Source organism: Sulfitobacter sp. M05 (assembly GCF_029285175.1).
Classification (GTDB): Bacteria; Pseudomonadota; Alphaproteobacteria; order Rhodobacterales; family Rhodobacteraceae; genus Sulfitobacter.
Genome location: NZ_JABEDH010000002.1, coordinates 718,222 through 733,706, shown reverse-complemented (window position 1 = coordinate 733,706; position 15,485 = coordinate 718,222). Strand labels below are relative to the sequence as shown.

General features: G+C 58.0%; 17 protein-coding genes and 1 riboswitch. Of the genes, 5 read left to right on the top strand and 12 right to left on the bottom strand.

Going from position 1 to position 15,485, the window contains the following annotated elements; all coding sequences use genetic code 11:
• Window positions 1-2 precede the first annotated feature (2 nt).
• From HKX44_RS11690 to HKX44_RS11680, 3 genes are all read right to left on the bottom strand, one after another.
• Window positions 3-950 (bottom strand): ABC transporter substrate-binding protein, encoded by a 948-nt coding sequence (locus HKX44_RS11690; RefSeq protein WP_276151502.1) that lies wholly within the window; start codon window positions 948-950, stop codon window positions 3-5.
• The gene (locus HKX44_RS11685; protein ID WP_276151501.1) at window positions 947-1,753 is read right to left on the bottom strand and encodes an ABC transporter ATP-binding protein; all 807 of its coding nucleotides are present in this window, start codon (window positions 1,751-1,753) and stop codon (window positions 947-949) included. The genes HKX44_RS11690 and HKX44_RS11685 overlap by 4 nt, the downstream gene beginning before the upstream one ends.
• 184 nt (window positions 1,754-1,937) lie before the next feature.
• A riboswitch (cobalamin riboswitch) is annotated at window positions 1,938-2,146 on the bottom strand.
• Between the two features lie 171 nt (window positions 2,147-2,317).
• Entirely contained in the window at window positions 2,318-4,333 is a 2,016-nt protein-coding gene (locus HKX44_RS11680) for a TonB-dependent receptor (protein ID WP_276151500.1), read from the bottom strand.
• 210 nt (window positions 4,334-4,543) lie between these two features.
• Between HKX44_RS11680 and HKX44_RS11675 the strand changes: the two genes are divergently transcribed.
• From HKX44_RS11675 to HKX44_RS11660, 4 genes are read left to right on the top strand one after another with little or no spacing between them, the layout of a single operon-like run.
• Complete coding sequence (locus HKX44_RS11675; protein WP_276151499.1) at window positions 4,544-5,593, top strand: ChuX/HutX family heme-like substrate-binding protein; 1,050 nt, start codon at window positions 4,544-4,546, stop codon at window positions 5,591-5,593.
• Window positions 5,590-6,480, top strand: coding sequence for an ABC transporter substrate-binding protein (locus tag HKX44_RS11670; RefSeq protein ID WP_276151498.1), 891 nt, complete (start codon window positions 5,590-5,592; stop codon window positions 6,478-6,480). Before HKX44_RS11675 ends, HKX44_RS11670 begins: the two co-directional genes overlap by 4 nt.
• Window positions 6,480-7,547, top strand: coding sequence for an iron ABC transporter permease (locus HKX44_RS11665; RefSeq protein WP_276151497.1), 1,068 nt, complete (start codon window positions 6,480-6,482; stop codon window positions 7,545-7,547). Before HKX44_RS11670 ends, HKX44_RS11665 begins: the two co-directional genes overlap by 1 nt.
• Window positions 7,544-8,335, top strand: a complete 792-nt coding sequence (locus tag HKX44_RS11660) for a heme ABC transporter ATP-binding protein (protein ID WP_276151496.1) — start codon at window positions 7,544-7,546, stop codon at window positions 8,333-8,335. Before HKX44_RS11665 ends, HKX44_RS11660 begins: the two co-directional genes overlap by 4 nt.
• 15 nt (window positions 8,336-8,350) lie before the next feature.
• On the opposite strand, the gene HKX44_RS11655 is transcribed toward HKX44_RS11660, so the two are convergent.
• The 9 genes from HKX44_RS11655 to HKX44_RS11615 all read right to left on the bottom strand — a co-directional run bounded on the left by HKX44_RS11655 (window position 8,351) and on the right by HKX44_RS11615 (window position 15,043).
• Window positions 8,351-9,334: a TonB family protein gene (locus HKX44_RS11655; protein ID WP_276151495.1), complete on the bottom strand. Its 984-nt coding sequence runs from the start codon at window positions 9,332-9,334 to the stop codon at window positions 8,351-8,353.
• Entirely contained in the window at window positions 9,331-9,720 is a 390-nt protein-coding gene (locus HKX44_RS11650) for a biopolymer transporter ExbD (protein ID WP_276151494.1), read from the bottom strand. The genes HKX44_RS11655 and HKX44_RS11650 overlap by 4 nt, the downstream gene beginning before the upstream one ends.
• Before the next feature lie 3 nt (window positions 9,721-9,723).
• Window positions 9,724-10,101 (bottom strand): biopolymer transporter ExbD, encoded by a 378-nt coding sequence (locus HKX44_RS11645; protein ID WP_346348182.1) that lies wholly within the window; start codon window positions 10,099-10,101, stop codon window positions 9,724-9,726.
• Entirely contained in the window at window positions 10,094-10,747 is a 654-nt protein-coding gene (locus tag HKX44_RS11640) for a MotA/TolQ/ExbB proton channel family protein (RefSeq protein ID WP_276151493.1), read from the bottom strand. Before HKX44_RS11640 ends, HKX44_RS11645 begins: the two co-directional genes overlap by 8 nt.
• Complete coding sequence (locus HKX44_RS11635) at window positions 10,744-11,172, bottom strand: hypothetical protein (protein ID WP_276151492.1); 429 nt, start codon at window positions 11,170-11,172, stop codon at window positions 10,744-10,746. The genes HKX44_RS11640 and HKX44_RS11635 overlap by 4 nt, the downstream gene beginning before the upstream one ends.
• 359 nt (window positions 11,173-11,531) lie before the next feature.
• Entirely contained in the window at window positions 11,532-12,284 is a 753-nt protein-coding gene (locus HKX44_RS11630; protein ID WP_276151491.1) for an ATP-binding cassette domain-containing protein, read from the bottom strand.
• A complete protein-coding gene (locus HKX44_RS11625) occupies window positions 12,281-13,228 on the bottom strand; it encodes an iron chelate uptake ABC transporter family permease subunit (protein ID WP_276151490.1) in 948 nt (315 codons plus the stop codon). The genes HKX44_RS11630 and HKX44_RS11625 overlap by 4 nt, the downstream gene beginning before the upstream one ends.
• Window positions 13,215-14,153, bottom strand: a complete 939-nt coding sequence (locus HKX44_RS11620; RefSeq protein ID WP_276151489.1) for an iron chelate uptake ABC transporter family permease subunit — start codon at window positions 14,151-14,153, stop codon at window positions 13,215-13,217. Before HKX44_RS11620 ends, HKX44_RS11625 begins: the two co-directional genes overlap by 14 nt.
• 5 nt (window positions 14,154-14,158) lie before the next feature.
• A complete protein-coding gene (locus HKX44_RS11615; RefSeq protein ID WP_276151488.1) occupies window positions 14,159-15,043 on the bottom strand; it encodes a siderophore ABC transporter substrate-binding protein in 885 nt (294 codons plus the stop codon).
• A 124-nt stretch (window positions 15,044-15,167) separates the two neighbouring features.
• Between HKX44_RS11615 and HKX44_RS11610 the strand changes: the two genes are divergently transcribed.
• The gene (locus HKX44_RS11610; protein ID WP_276151487.1) at window positions 15,168-15,449 is read left to right on the top strand and encodes a DUF2218 domain-containing protein; all 282 of its coding nucleotides are present in this window, start codon (window positions 15,168-15,170) and stop codon (window positions 15,447-15,449) included.
• Window positions 15,450-15,485: the final 36 nt, after the last annotated feature.

The following is a 15,485-nucleotide window of genomic DNA, read 5'->3' as shown; positions in this document are numbered from 1 at the left end:
CCCTAGTTCATGTCGGGGTGCATCGCCCGCGCCATCTTGGCAATTGCTTCAATATTGGCAGGCCCAGGTGTCAGCTCTTCATAGCGCAGGCCGATCCAGTTGCCGTTCTTCACAGCGTCGGTCCCTGACATCACAGGATGTTCCTGAAGGAACTTAAAGGTGTCTTCGGCCCCGTTGCCGGTCTGATAATCAAGAAGAACCAGAAATTCGGGGTTGCTGGCCGCCACAACTTCCCATGACGTCCGCCCCCAGCTGGTATCCAGATCATGGGTCACGTTTTCGCCACCCGCCGCCGCGATCATCGCGTCGGGAATCGCAAACTTGCCAGCGGTAAAGGGCGCGTCCGCCGGACCATCCAGCAAGAATACCCGCGGCTTGGCCAAATCCGCAGTTCCGGCTTCGATCCCAGCCAGCTGTGCGCGCCATTCGGCAACCAGCGTCTCGGCCCGCTCTTCGACGTGCATGACTTTGCCAAGGCGCAAAACGTCGTTGAACAGCAAATCCATCGTGGCTTCGGGGCGCTCTTTGTCCAGATGCACACAGCTTTCCGTGAGGACCATCGTCTTGATGCCGAAGGGGCGCAGCGTGTCCGGCGTTACTTCGCCACCCGGGCGCATACCGTAATACCATCCGGCAAAGAACAGGTCCGGCTTGGCTGCGACAAGGTTCTCAAGTGTCGGATACTTTGGTGCAAGTTCCGGGATATCGCCGCGCTGCGTATCGAAATCGGGGCTGGTCTTATACCATCCGGTAATACCGGTCAGCCCGACAATATTTTCCTGAAGCCCAAGGGCAAAGGCCATGTCAGTCATGTTCATGTCATGCACAATCAACCGCTCGGGTTTGCTCTCGAAAACGAGGGGGTCGCCACAATTATCAACGCGGACTTCATGCGCCGTTGCCGCGCCGGCAAAAAGCAGCGCAACTGCAGTTGTCAAAAATCTGTTCACGGGTGTTCCTTTCTGGGGGGAGTGAATGAGGGAGGGGTTTTGCGGATATCCAACGCGGGGACCAAGCGCCCCTCATGCGGGAGTTGAAGATAGCGCACCCCAAATGTGTGCAGCACGCTTTCCGGGGTCAGCACGGATTCGACAGGGCCAAACCCAACAAGACGGGCGTCCTGCATCAGGGCCAGATGGGTGGTAAACTCCGGGATCAGTACAAGATCATGAAGAATGGTCACAATCGTGATCCCGAGATTGGCGATCAGCGACAACATCCGGCCTTTGGCATCCGGATCCAGGTGATTGGTCGGCTCGTCCAGAAACAGCAATTGCGGCCGCTGTGCCAGCGCACGCGCGATATAGGCACGCTGACGTTCGCCGCCTGACAGCTGCGCCATCGGCTTGCCGGCCAGCCCTGCCAACCCTGTCAGGTCCAGTACATCATCAAGTGCCCGGGCATGTTCGCGCGCCGCGTGAAGGTGCCAGATCGGGATTTGCCCAAGCGCCACGTAGTCACGCAATGTCAACCGGCCGTCCGGCTGCTCCTGCTGGCTGACGACGGCAATTTCACGGGCTTTTTCTTGCGCGCTCAACTGATTGACAGCCTTGCCTCTGAGCAGAACACTGCCGGAGTTCGGGCGCACCAGCCCTGCAAGAACCGTCAACAACGAGGTCTTGCCCGCCCCGTTCGGCCCGGCAATTGCCAGCGTCGCACCTTGCTCAAGGTCAAAGCTGACGTTGCAAAGTAACGGTTGGCCGTTCGGTGCCACCAGCCCCACGTCGCGCACATTTAGAAAGGGCTGTGTCACCACGGGGCACCCCCAGAACGACACGGCCCCACCACCTCAGTAATCGGCGGGCCAGCATACGCAGGTTCAGTGAAAATCGCCATCGCCCACTCCGCTTGGGATCAAGCGCGAGCAAGAACGGTCCGTTTTGTCAACACGCGGGAAACGCGCCATCAGAGCCTCCGTTCAGGACGCCCCGTCCCGGTTTGGTTCACAATAGGATGGCAGGTCTCCTGACTTGCGCGTCTCTGCTAGCCAACCTTCCCAGCCTTTTCTGACTAGTGGTATTTTTGGCGTCGCTCTGCGCTTACAGTTGCGGGGGCAGTCACGGCCTAAACAGGCAAACCCTGTCGCACCGTATTCCCATTTTAATCCCTTGAGTGAAACAAGGTAACCATCGCCGGCACGATTAAACGGTCACCGCCGGGTGTCAAGATATCAAAGATATTTTCACGTTGATTGCCCGACTGAACCAGCAGTTCAAAGGAAAATTCTGGCAATCGCAAAGAGCCCGTTTACATTGCGAAAGCACAACGGGGCCAGCATTAACCGCTAACCCCGTGACTGGCTGGCTTAGGGCCGAGATCAGAATGTCGTCGACAAAGATACCTTGAAATTGCGCCCCGCCGCAGGCCGGGTTGACAGACGTGGCGTATACTGACGATCCGTCACGTTCTCGACACCAAAACGCACCATGGACCCTTCCAAAACGCCGCTTTGCGGAATCCATGTGGCACGCAGATTATGCACGGTATAGCCGTCGTCGGTGACCGTGCCGGCCGTTTTATAGTCGGCTGCAAACTCGGTTTCCCAACTTACATCCCATTCCTGCCCCCATTTCTTACCAAGTGTCAGGCGCAAAGTATCCTGCGGGTTCTGACGCCAACCGGCCTCGACACCGCTTTCAGTCCGCGATGTGCCGTCAGAAACATGCGCGTTCAGATCGACATAATATCCGGTATCCATGGCATAGGCGGCTTCAAGCTCCCAACCATCCCGTTCGACCGCCACCAGCGAAGCACCGGGTGTAAAGCTTCCATAGGTCGTCAAGTCGCGCAGGTCCTGCTTGTAATACCCCAGACGGAAGGCCAGCGTGTCGCCACTTTGAAAGACGCTTTCACGATCGAAAGTTGTACCGATTTCGTAAATTGTCCCTTTTTCGGACTGGTTGATCAGAACCGGGTTCAGAATATCGTCCACAATCGGCAGGTTCTCGGTATAGGCCGCAGAGCCGTAAACCGCCCATCCGTTGCCAAAGGCATACCGCGCCGAAAGCCCGCCCATCAGCGCATCCGCATCAAAGCTATCGGTTCCGTTTACCGCAGCCTCTTTGATGGTCTGGGTTTCATATCGCAGGGCGGGTGTCAGCGTGAAATTCTCGCCAAACTGCATCTCGTCCACTGCGAAAACCGCAATCACGTCTTTTGTGCCACCCGGTGCGGACCCCGCTTTCGCATCCTTGCGTTCACGTTTGACGAACTCAAGCCCCGCACGCAGTTCATGCTCAATGCCACCCGTCGCAAACAAGGCGGTGTTCTTAAGGCGCAGCGTGGTCGTCTCGTACCGGTTATCAGCATCCAAAAGGCCCAAGGATCGCCGCCCTAGCGTGCGATCAACCGCCTCACTGTTGACCACTTCGTCGGAGTAGGTCAGCTCGACCGACAAATCGACCAAGTCATTGTCTTCCGGGGTGTAGCTATAACGCAAGGATGCAACCCGGTTTTCGATGAACCGATCCACATTACCAAATGAGGACTTTCCGAAGGTGTCATAAGGCACATCGCTGCTTTCCTGTTCGGTCTCGGACAGGCTGACGGTCAGGCTGTGATCACGGGCCTCCCCGAAATGGAATTTGCCCTTCAACAACCATGACGGATCATTGATTGCGCCAGCAGCCGGATTGATCTTGTTCCCGTCACCATCCTCACGCACATCCAGCATCCGGCGGGTGTAATTCAACAGGAACTCAGCATCCTCACCCATCTGATAGGCAAGAATGGTCGAGGTCACAAAACCCTCGCCATTGCTGTTATACTCAAACGTCTGACGTCCCGCGAAACCCGGATTGCCCGCTGTCAGGTCTGACGCATCAACGGTTTCCAAAAGTACAGTCCCGCCAAACACACCGGAACCATATTCGAATGATCCAATTGTGCCGCGCAGAACCTCGACCTCGCGGTAAAGGAACGGATCAGTATAAAGCTGGGTGCCGATACGGTAAAGTTCTTCACTGCCTTTGGTCGCCCCGTCAATCTGGATCAGCACCTTCTGATCGGTTCCGAATGTAGAGTTCGCCCCAAAGCCACGGATGTTGATCCCCGATCCCTGCGCCGTCGCCCCATTTACAAGGGCCACGCCGGGAACAGAATCAAACAGTTCGGCAACAGTGCCTGCCTGCCGGTCCAGAATTTCGGTCTGGTCGATTGTGGTCTTGGAAACCGCCGACTTGGTTTCAACATCCCGCTTGCTTTGCCCCAAGACAAGCGTGCCCAAATCCTGAGCAGCAGCGGTATCCTGCGCCGCGACTGGCAGGGCAAGTGGAAGAAGAAGAATAGCAGCAGTCGAGGCGCGCAGACAGGCGCGTAAGGATGGATAATGCAAGGCTTGTCCCTTTGTGCATGGGCCACTTGCTTGCAGGTCGCTGGCGTTCGGCAGAGTTAGAGCGAGCGGTCACCCGCTTCATCACTTGCACTGATTAATTAATCCGACTAAAAGTGTCAACAATACTGATCCTAACCAGACTGTAGCCAATGCTGCCTTGCGGTAGCCAAGCCATCAGGCCCTTTAACACACGAGGACCCTATGGCGCATATGACTCAACCAACTCCCGAAGAAATTCGTCAGGCCGTCGCAGAAAAATCAAAAATGCGGGAACGCGATATTGCCGAACAACTGGGCATCTCCGAAGCCCAGTTGCTGGCCGCGCATCAGGGGCAGGGTGTCACACCCGTCATCGCACACCCGGACAAGGTGATGCATGCCGCCCAGACCTTTGGCGAGGTGATGGCACTGACGCGTAACCCTTCCGTGGTGCATGAAAAAACCGGCACCTATGAAAACTACCACCCCGGTGCCCATGCCGCGATGGTTCTTACCGAAGACATTGACCTGCGGATTTTCCCGTCCCATTGGCAACATGGGTTCATGGTCGAGAAAGAGCTTGAGGAAGGCGGCACACGCCGTTCCCTTCAGGTGTTCGATGCGGCCGGAGATGCGGTCCACAAGATTTTCTTGCGCGACAGCTCAGACATCAAAGCTTGGCAAACCGCCAAGGGCATCATGAGTCTGGATGATGTGTCGCCCGCCCTTCAGGTCGCCCCGCGCAAACCCACAGAGGTTGCCAAATCAGATCTCTCAAAGGTCGAGACCCTGCGCAAGGAATGGGGGCGGATGACAGACACCCACCAGTTCATGCGCCTGACGTCAAAGCTCAAAATGAACCGTCTGGGGGCTTACCGCATTGCGGGCGCACCCTTTGTCAGACCCCTTGTCCCGACCGTAGTCGATACAATGTTGAAGAAGTTGCAGGAAACCGGCACCGAAGTGATGCTCTTTGTTGGCAACCGGGGCTGCATTCAAATTCATACCGGACCCTTGCAAAACCTCCGCCCGATGGGGCCATGGCAGAATGTGATGGATCCCCGTTTCAACATGCATCTGCGGCTGGATCACATTGCCGAGGTCTGGGCAGTAGACAAACCCACCCAACGCGGCGCAGCCATGTCAGTAGAAGCCTTTGATGCAGAAGGCGGGTTGATTTTTCAGGTGTTCGGCGTTCCGAAAGAAGGCCGCGACAGCCGTCCGGCATGGCGTGCCTTGGTCAGTGATCTGGAAACCCTCGAAATGGAGGCCGCGTCATGAAACGCCTGTCCTTCCGGCCAAACCCACTTGGCCTTGTACACGGGGCCGGCATCGCCTTCTTTGTCGCGGCATTCGGCTGGCAGGTTCATGCAGAACAGCAGGACAAGGTTGGCAATATCGTATCCATCGGCGGGTCCATCACCGAAATCGTCTATGCGCTGGATCAACAACACCGACTGATTGCGCGCGACACCACATCGGTCTATCCACCCGAAGCTCTGTCCATGCCTGATGTCGGCTATGTGCGGGCCCTGTCACCCGAAGGTGTCTTGTCGGTTGGCCCCGAACTTGTGATCGCCGAGGAAGGGGCCGGCCCGGCCACGGCGGTGGATGTGCTGCGAAAATCCTCGATCCCTTATGTGGATATCCCCGAAACCGATAGCCGCGCTGGCGTGCTGGAGAAAATCCACCTGGTCGGTGCGGCATTGGGCGTGCCGGAACGGGCAGAGACGCTGGCTCAGAAAGTCGACGCCGATTTCGAAAATGCCATTGCTGCGGTTAAGGCGCGTCCGGTGGATCAGCGGCGGGTTCTGTTTGTCCTCAGTCTTCAGGGCGGTCGCATTCTGGCAGCGGGCACCAACACCGGCGCGGATGCAATTATCGGATTGGCAGGCGGCACCAACGTCATCCAAAATTTTGCCGGATACAAACCGGTCACCGAAGAGGCCATCGCCGCAGCCCAGCCTGATGTCATCCTGATGATGGAACGGCGCACTAGCCACGCCGGCACCAACGACGATCTGTGGAAACTGCCCGCGCTGGCGCAAACACCTGCCGCGCGGAACGAAGCTGTGGTGCGCATCGACGGTCTTTTGTTGCTGGGCTTTGGCCCTCGGACGCCACAGGCGATTTCCGCATTGCACAGCGCCCTGAGCGGGGGCAGCTGATGGTCGCACTGGCGCAAACACCCGTCACACCCCGCGACCGACGTTTTTTGGCCCGTGCGGCGCATGTCGTGCTTGGTCTCTTGCTGATTCTGGTGGCCCTGACCAGCCTTGCCACCGGCCCCTCTGGTGCCTCCCTTTGGGATGCATTGTTCGAATTGGCCCAAGGGCATCCGCTTGATCGGATTGATGCCGTAGTGCTGTGGGACATCCGCGCCCCGCGCACCCTGATGGGTATTTTCGTTGGGGCGGCTCTCGCCGTTTCCGGTGCCATCATGCAGGGGCTGTTTCGCAACCCGCTGGCCGATCCGGGGATTCTGGGTGTGAGTTCGGGTGCCAGCCTTGGCGCGATTGCCGCAATTGTTCTGGGTGGCGCGTTGCCGTTAGGGCTTACCGCCTTCCTCGGCCCTGCCCTGCTGCCGATCTTTGCCTTTGTCGGTGCCTGGGCAAGTATGCTGATACTTTTCCGCGTGGCCACACGGTCAGGGCGCACCTCTGTTGCGACAATGTTGCTTGCCGGCATTGCGCTCGCTGCACTTGCCGGCGCGCTCTCCGGTTTGATGGTGTTTCACGCTGATGACATGCAACTGCGCGAACTCACCTTCTGGCAGCTTGGCTCGCTTTCGGGCGCAAGCTGGGACAAGACCCTGATCGCAGGGGTGGTGATTACCGGCGCGACCGCCGTTGGTCTGACCTTGGCGAACGGCCTGAATGCGCTGGCCTTGGGCGAGGCATCAGCCCATCACATGGGCATTCCGGTGCAAAAGCTGAAAATGGCCGTCATCCTGACCGTGTCAGCCGCAACCGGAGCGGCTGTCGCGGTTTCTGGCGGCATTGGGTTCATCGGGATCGTCGTGCCGCATCTTTTGCGACTGGCAACCGGGCCGGACCACCACGGGCTGCTGCTGAATTCTGCCTTACTGGGCGCGTCCCTTTTGCTCGCCGCTGATATTGTGGCGCGGTTGGTTGTGGCCCCGGCAGAGCTTCCCATAGGGATTGTAACCGCCGTGATCGGCGCACCGGTGTTCTTGTGGATCCTCCTGCGCAGCCGGAGCGTCGTAGACCTATGAACGATTTAGTGGTGCAAAACCTTGGCGTCCGCATCGGGCGCAAGACAATCCTGCGCGACATCGAGTTTACCGCGAAATGCGGCCAGCTGACCGCGATTGTCGGGCCGAACGGATCTGGCAAGTCCACCCTGCTGAAAGCGCTGACGGGCGAAGCCGCGTCCAGCGGTACTGCATTTCTGGGTGAGACAAATGTGCATACCGCCGCCCCGCAAACCCTCGCTGATATGCGCGCGGTCTTACCGCAATCAACCCCTATGTCCTTTCCGTTTCAGGTGCTTGAGGTGGTGCGGCTGGGATTGCGCTTACGCGGGGCGGGGTCGGACCTTGCCGCCCGAAATGCCCTCGCCCGGGTTGGCTTGGGCGGCTACGAGGAACGTCTCTATCAAGAGCTTTCAGGTGGGGAACAACAGCGTGCGCAACTGGCCCGCGTCCTATGTCAGGTCTGGTCACCACATCCGGTCCCGCATCCGCGATGGCTGTTTCTGGATGAACCCGTGTCCAGCCTCGACATCGCACATCAGTTACAGGTCATGCAAATCGCCCGCGACTTTGCCGACCAGGGCGGTGGTGTGCTAACAGTGATGCATGATCTCAACCTAAGCGCATTATTCGCTGATCAGGTGCTGGTGATGCATGACGGCCGCCTCGCCGCCGCCGGTGCCGTGTCAGAGACCCTGCGCGACGATGTGCTAAGCCGGGTGTATGGCTGTCGCATCGAAAGCTGCCGCACACCATCGCCGGAAAACTGGTTCATCCTGCCACATCTTTCGCAAGCCGCGCCAACCTAGGGTCTGCCCCTAAACTCAGCGCCCCTTGATCCGGATCGAAAAATTGCGGCGCGCGCCACCCGGTGGCTTGGGAAAGGGCGCGGCCTTTTTCACCACCCGCATGGCCGCCTGATCCAGTGCGGCAGAGCCGGAGCTGCGCGCCACTGAAACACCTGACAATCCCCCGCTGGCAGACACTCGAAACGCAATCACAGCAGTACCGCGCGCACGTACGTTAGGTTTGCGGACGCGGCTGATTTTGCGCATGACCTTTCCCGGATAATTGTCACGCGCCGCGTTGCCAGCCTGCGCCGCCACCCGTTTCCCCTGTCCCGACTTGCGTGCTTTGGCCTGATTGCTGGTGCCATTTCTTGCACCTTGAGTGTTGTTCTGCTTGGCATTGCCACGTCGGGTTTTCTGTTTCGGTCTCTGCTTGCGCGCCACTTTGATTTGTTTCGGCTTTGGCCGGGCCGCTGCGACTTGCGCGGCCTTCACTGGATCGCGCCGCTGCGGCCTGATCGATTGCGGGGGCGCCGTCGCCTCGGGCGTCTCAGCAACAATGGTCTGGGTGGGGGCAACCGTTTCGGCGCTGGGTGTTGCAACCTGTGGCGGCGTTACATCCGGCACAACCGCCGGCAAAATCGCATCAGCCGCAGGAGCAAGAGGCAAAGGCACCGGTTTGACTGTTGGTGCCTGGGCCGGACGTGCGGCAGGCACAACCGTCGAAATCGGAGGTTGAAGCGCGGCTTCCACCTGTGGCTTTGGCAACACCTCTGCCGCCAAAGGTTTGGCTGTTTCTACAGGCGGGGCCGGCGTAAGGGGCGCATCATCAACAGCGTCCGGTGTCATGACACCCTGCGCCATATCCTCAAAGGCCGATCCTGCACGCGCCTCAACCGGAAGGCCGCCGCCTGCGATCTCTATCTTCTGGTCAGGGAATGCATAGTGCGCCGTTGCAACCACAAGGGCCGAGGAAAGCGCGAATGAAACGACTTTGGCAAGGGGGGAGGTACGGATCATTTCAGCGCCCTTTCTGTCACAAGCATGACTTTCTGTGCCCCTGCGGCACGAAGCTCGCGGGTCAGCGCAACGAGGGTTTTTGCAGGCAATGCGCGGTCAGGAACCAGACGAACCACCTCGCGTTCCTGCGCGTCCAAAATCGCTAAAAACCCGGCTGCGTCCGGCTGATCGTCACCGCGATAGGACAGACGCCCATCGGCATGTACCACCAAAGCATCTGGCGGGGCCCGTCCATCCAGATCGGCCGTTTCAACCAACTTGAGCGCGGGGTCCAATGGCTGCGCCAAAGTGCCTGCCACCATGAAAAAAACCAGCATCAGAAAGACGATGTTGATCAAGGCAATCGTCGGTTCCCGCTGTGGTTTACCCTTAGACAGCTTGCGCATCCTTCAGCCTCCTAAGACCGTCACGCGCAGGGCGGGCAGACGACGCAATGCAACCAACAGATCGGTCAACCGCTGTGAATCAACTTCGGTGCCAAGGCTGACCAGCAGGGTGGTCCCTTGCTCCGCTTTCGCCAGCGGAGACAGCCCCAAGGCATCAAGGGCAACCGGATCGCCATTCAACCGCACATCATCTGCCCCAAGCTGCATAAACAGCGGCGGCGCATCCGGACTGGCAACAGCGCCCGCCCCCGCCGCTGACAACTCCACTTCGGCGAACTTTGAAAAGGTCGAGGTCAGCATGAAAAACAGCAGCAGCAGGAAGATCACGTCGATCAAGGACGTCATCGACAATTTGCGCCGCCGTGTCCGTAGCCTAGCCATGGTCCGGCCCCGCATCAGCCGTTACCGCGGGGTTATTGTCAGAAGGGTGCAGGATGGTCAGGATCGCCTTGTCTGCAATCACCCGCTCTGCCTCCATCCGGCCTTCCAGCCAGCTTAGGATCAAGGCCGTGGGCATTGCTACAACCAAACCGACAGCAGTGGTCAGCAGGGCCACCCAGATGCCACCGGCAAGGATCGACGGATCGACCTGAGAACCCGCGTCTTGCAGGGACTGGAACGCTTCGATCATTCCCAGAACTGTGCCAAACAGCCCCAGCAGCGGGGCCAATTGGGCCACGGAATCAAACAAGCGGAACCCGCGCTCAAGTTTGGCAAAGCGGGTTTCTGCTTCGGCCAGCAGCCTGTCATATTGTGCATCACCACAAAGAAACGCCATGTCCACAACCGGTGCGAGATAGCTGGTCGAACGCGCAAGCGCCGCCCGCGCGCCAATACGCTTGCCACTATCCCATGCGCTGACCGCTTCCTTCAACGCAAGGTGCCGACCAACGCCTGCCACCCAGAATTGCCATATCTTGTAAAGCGCAACAGCAAGTGTCAGCACCGCCACACCCATCAGGATCACCACAACCGGACCACCGACCTCTGCAATCTGGCGCAGGGGTTCAAACCAATTCTGGATCATCCGATCACCTCGATCTGAGTGCGTGTAGAAAGATCAAGACCGCGTGCGCAGTCTCCCTTGTCCAGGTCAGCACCGTCACAAGTATTGGCCCCATTGAACAACACACGCCCCAATTGGTCACAGGTCAGTTCCGGCACAGAGAACTGCCGCACACGGGGCCGTGCAACCGGCAGGGTGCCAAAGTCAAAAAGGGTGAGGCGGTTCACCTGGCCCTTGGTGTCGAAAAGGACCGTTTCATAAACAACCCGATCCACCTGCGCCTTTAACCCGTTTGTGATCATAAAGGTAAGCGTGCAGGCGGTATCGGTTGTCTGTGCCGCGTTCAACTCAACGGCAATCCGTCCACCAAGGTCGGTTTCCTGCGCAAGAGCCGCGCCAGACACCGTCAACCCCAACGCACAGGCGCATTTCACAAGGCAATTCATAGCCGGGTCCTTTTCAAAAAATTGATGCAGGCGGCCTGACGATCAGCGCTGTAGCTCAGGCTGTTTGGCTGGGTTCCTATTTTCTGATCTTTTCGCGTAAATCGCCTGCATATTCAAGGTAACAGGTCACCATTTCAGAGATGTTGGGCGATTTTCCATGACCTTTATTGGCGAGTAAATCTTGAATAATGACGGAAAATCAATATTTTAAATTGATGGCCAAGGCCCCGTAATTTTCTGACTTTTTTTGTAAACTTAATGCCAGTTAAATGACCAGCCGGCGATAGCAATAAATACTGACGCCCCTCCCTGCTACCAGACATTGGCCGGCGCGCGATGCCTTTTGTCGCCCGCGTTGTTTAGACCATAACGAGCGGTCGCCCGTCCTGCAAAACCACATGCGCGTCGGTATCGAAAATCTCTGCCAATGCCTGCGTTGATATCACAGACTGGGGCGGCCCTTCTGCCATGATCCGGCCTTTGCGCATGGCGACAATCCGATCCGCATAGGCCCCTGCATAGTTGATGTCATGCAAGACAATAAGGATCGTTTTGCCTTCGGCACGGGCCATGGTCTGCAACAGCTTCATCAGGTGGCGCGCAGCGGCAATATCGAGATTGTTCAAGGGTTCATCCAACAACAGATAATCGGTATCCTGTGCATAGGACATGGCGATCAGCGCGCGCTGTCTCTGTCCGCCGGAAAGCGTGTCGATCATCCGGTCTTGCAGTGCGCCAAGGTCAAACCGCATCATCGCTTCCTCAACCTTTTCCAGACAGGCCGGTGTCGGGCGGCCCTTACTGTGAGGATAACGGCCAAACCGGACCAGCTGTGCAACCGTCAATCTGGGGGCGATATCACTGGCCTGCGGCAGAATCGCAAGACTACGGGCAAGCGTATCGCTTGGCGTTTGACCGATAGCTTGCCCATCAACATGGATCGTGCCGGTTTGCAGCGGCATAAGCCGGGCGATAAGGGACAGCAGCGTTGATTTGCCGGCACCGTTCGGCCCGATCAACGCGGTAACGCCACCTTTAGGAATATTAACTGAGACGTCCGACAATATCTCCTGCCTTACGATTTGATATGTGACGCCCTCAACCTTGATCATGTGCGGGTTCCCTTCAAGACAAGGATCAAAAATACGCATCCCCCGATCAGATCGATCACCACAGACAGGGGGGTATTCAGACCCAGCACCCGCTCAAGCACGGCCTGTCCACCGACAAGCGTGATGACCGAAATCAAACCCGCTACGGGCAGCAAGACCGCATGATACGGGGTTGGCCGGATCGCATGGGCAAGGCTGACAACCAGCAACCCCAGAAACACCACCGGCCCGACAAAGGCTGTCGAAACCGAGACAAGCACCGCAGTCAGCGCAAGTGCCTGCATCTGTCCTTGTTTGGGCCGTTCCCCCAGCGAGGTTGCCGTGGCCGGCCCCAGCGAGATCACATCAAGGCGGCGGCGCATTCTCCAGGACAGCATCAACGCAACAAGGGTTATTGGCGCGGCAAGGATCAGGATGTCAGTTTCAATGGTGTTGAACCGGGCAAAGGCATTCACCTGAATGACGGCAAATTCATTGGGGTCGATCATCCGCTGTAGAAATGCGGTGATTGATCGAAACAGAACGCCGAAAATGATCCCCGTCAGGATCATCCGCAGCAGATCGGCACGGGCCTGCCCCAAGAGCGTGCCAAACAACGCCAGCGCAGCAAGAACAAGCACACCAGAAGTGATGGCAAAGACCGCGACAGGCGACAGGGCGGTAAATCCGATGCCCCCCAACCCATACACCGCCAGCGTCAACAACAGCAGGTAAAGCGCATCGAATCCCATGACCGCAGGTGTCAGAATACGATTAAAGCTGATCGTCTGGAACAAGACTGTCGAGGTGGAAACCGCCAGCGCGACGAGAATAAGCGCAACCAGCTTTTCGCCCCGGAACGGCAAGACGAAACCCCAAGGTGCCCGCACGCCCAGCGTCATAAAACCAAACATCGCAAGACAGGCGAGGCCACTGAGCAGCAGGAGCAGGTTACGATCGCTCATGCGCTGGCCGTTTATAGAGTAATACCAGAAAGACCGCCGTGCCGATCACACCAAAAACCGTGCCCACAGGGATCTCGAACGGATAGCGCGATACCCGCCCAAGGATGTCGCAGAGCAACACAGCCCCAGCGCCCCAAAGCGCGGTCAACGGAAGCGTTTGGCGCAGGTTGTCGCCATAAAGCCGCGACACAATATTGGGCACCACCAGACCGACAAAAGGGATCGCCCCAACCGTCACAACCGTCAATGCCGAAATCACCGCGATGGCGCATAACCCCAAGGCCATTACTTGCCGGTATTTCAGGCCAAGGTTGACCGAAATCGTGCGCCCCATGCCGACAATGGCAAATTGATCCGCGATAAAATAGGCGGCGACCGCGACCGCTGCCGCAATCCAAAGCAGTTCATAGCGCCCTTGCAAAACGCCGGAAAACTCTCCGTTCATCCAGATGTCAATGAACTGCAGCAGATCGGCCTGATAAGCGACAAACGTCACAACCGCCGCCAAAAGCCCGCCATAGATCAATCCAACGAGCGGCACCAGCAGAGGCTGGGTCGTTGGCAAGCGCTGCACCATAGCAAGAAAGCCAAGGCTGGTGACAAGCGCCGTTGCCGCCGCGATACCCATTTGAACCTGAACCGGCGCACCGGGAAAAAACAGGATCGCGCCCAGAATGCCAAGCGCCGCCCCCTGCCCCGTCCCCGCGGTCATCGGCTCCACGAACCGGTTGCGCACAAGCATCTGCATGATTGCCCCGGCAATTGCCAGCGCGGCCCCTGCGATCAGGGCGGCGGCGGTGCGCGGTATTCGGCTGACCATCAGCAGGCTCAGCGCATTATCATCACCGCGCAGATCAATGATGCCCGTGATCAGTGACATCACCACAAGCGCAGCCAGCACCCCAACAGACAAAGCCGCGCGCATCAGCGTCACCCCTGTGCAAAGAGAGCAAGGATCTGGTCGAGAAACAGGTTGAGCGACTGGATGCCACCGTTGGCGACATATGTCGCCGCACTGTCAAGATAGACGACGCGCCCGTTCTTCCACGCAGCGGTCTCATGTACCAGCGCGTTGTCCAGCGTCGCCTTGGCCGCCGCCCCGTCCTGTCCAATCGCGGCAAGCCGGTCAATCACAATAAGGATATCGGGGTTTGCATCGCGGATGAATTCAAAACTGACCGCCTCGCCATGGCTAGCCTGTTCGATGTCCGGCGCAGCTTCGCTCAGCCCCAATGCCCGATGCATCCAACCAAACCGCCCGCTTGTCCCATAGGCGGAGATTTTCGGCCCGTTTGTCATCAGGATCAATGCGCCACCCTGTCCTGCTACGCTTTCTCGGGCGCGTGTCAATTTGGTGTCAAAGTCTGCGGCAAGCTTGGCGGCTTCCGCTTCTTTCCCGAACACCTTGCCATAGGCCGCAAGCCGCGCCAGTCCTTCACCAACAGCGTCTTGCCAGATGGTCATGTCAATGGTTGGTGCCATGCGCGCAAGGTCCGGCACGGCCTCGTGTGTCCGCCCACCCGCGATGATCAGATCGGGGGTAATTTCGGCCAGAACCTCATAGTCCGGTTCAAACAGGGTCCCAACCACTCGGGCATCACCAGCACTTAGATACGGAACATAAAGCGAGCTGACCACGCCATCGACAGAAATGCCCAAAGCGTCCAGCGTATCCAACGCAGCAATGTCATAAACCACCACAGTTTCGGTGTTCTTCTCGACCGTTTGCGGGCCACGAATGGTTTCGATCTCGACCGTATCTGCAAACGCGGGAGCGGCGAGAACGACAAGTGAAATAAGGAAATTGCGCAACATGTTTCGTCCTTTTTGAGAAAGGCCGCTTGGCTGGGTCGAAACGTGGCGTGCGGGTTTCGAGTTGATTAATCGGCCAAAACGCGCGAGTCCAGACATAGTTAACAAATTTTGTCAGGAATACGATATGCCTCTTACAGGAACCTTTCAGACACCCAATGCCGCAAAGTACCTTGGTCAGCTGTGCAAACACTTCGGGCATAAAATCGAAGTGGAATATACCGAGACGGAAGGCACGGCGCATTTCATCTTTGGCCCGGCCCACTTTCGGGCGGATGACACCACGTTGACCGTCCAGTTCGACCTGCTGCACGACGCAGCTACGGATAGTGCAAAAGGCGTGATCGACAGTCACCTTGAACGTTTTGCCTTCCGCGAAGACTTCAAAAATATGAACTGGTCGGCCTAAAATCTCCGTCCGCCGGCCCGAGGGAGGCACCGGCGG

Bases quoted from the DNA above. Each gene is read 5' to 3' on its own strand.
- HKX44_RS11640 (WP_276151493.1), bottom strand. From the start codon at position 10,747: ATGATCCAGAATTGGTTTGAACCCCTGCGCCAGATTGCAGAGGTCGGT.
- HKX44_RS11670 (WP_276151498.1), top strand. From the start codon at position 5,590: ATGAAACGCCTGTCCTTCCGGCCAAACCCACTTGGCCTTGTACACGGG.
- HKX44_RS11630 (WP_276151491.1), bottom strand. From the start codon at position 12,284: ATGATCAAGGTTGAGGGCGTCACATATCAAATCGTAAGGCAGGAGATA.
- HKX44_RS11665 (WP_276151497.1), top strand. From the start codon at position 6,480: ATGGTCGCACTGGCGCAAACACCCGTCACACCCCGCGACCGACGTTTT.
- HKX44_RS11650 (WP_276151494.1), bottom strand. From the start codon at position 9,720: ATGCGCAAGCTGTCTAAGGGTAAACCACAGCGGGAACCGACGATTGCC.
- HKX44_RS11660 (WP_276151496.1), top strand. From the start codon at position 7,544: ATGAACGATTTAGTGGTGCAAAACCTTGGCGTCCGCATCGGGCGCAAG.
- HKX44_RS11615 (WP_276151488.1), bottom strand. From the start codon at position 15,043: ATGTTGCGCAATTTCCTTATTTCACTTGTCGTTCTCGCCGCTCCCGCG.
- HKX44_RS11645 (WP_346348182.1), bottom strand. From the start codon at position 10,101: ATGGCTAGGCTACGGACACGGCGGCGCAAATTGTCGATGACGTCCTTG.
- HKX44_RS11610 (WP_276151487.1), top strand. From the start codon at position 15,168: ATGCCTCTTACAGGAACCTTTCAGACACCCAATGCCGCAAAGTACCTT.
- HKX44_RS11620 (WP_276151489.1), bottom strand. From the start codon at position 14,153: ATGCGCGCGGCTTTGTCTGTTGGGGTGCTGGCTGCGCTTGTGGTGATG.
- HKX44_RS11675 (WP_276151499.1), top strand. From the start codon at position 4,544: ATGACTCAACCAACTCCCGAAGAAATTCGTCAGGCCGTCGCAGAAAAA.
- HKX44_RS11625 (WP_276151490.1), bottom strand. From the start codon at position 13,228: ATGAGCGATCGTAACCTGCTCCTGCTGCTCAGTGGCCTCGCCTGTCTT.
- HKX44_RS11655 (WP_276151495.1), bottom strand. From the start codon at position 9,334: ATGATCCGTACCTCCCCCCTTGCCAAAGTCGTTTCATTCGCGCTTTCC.
- HKX44_RS11635 (WP_276151492.1), bottom strand. From the start codon at position 11,172: ATGAATTGCCTTGTGAAATGCGCCTGTGCGTTGGGGTTGACGGTGTCT.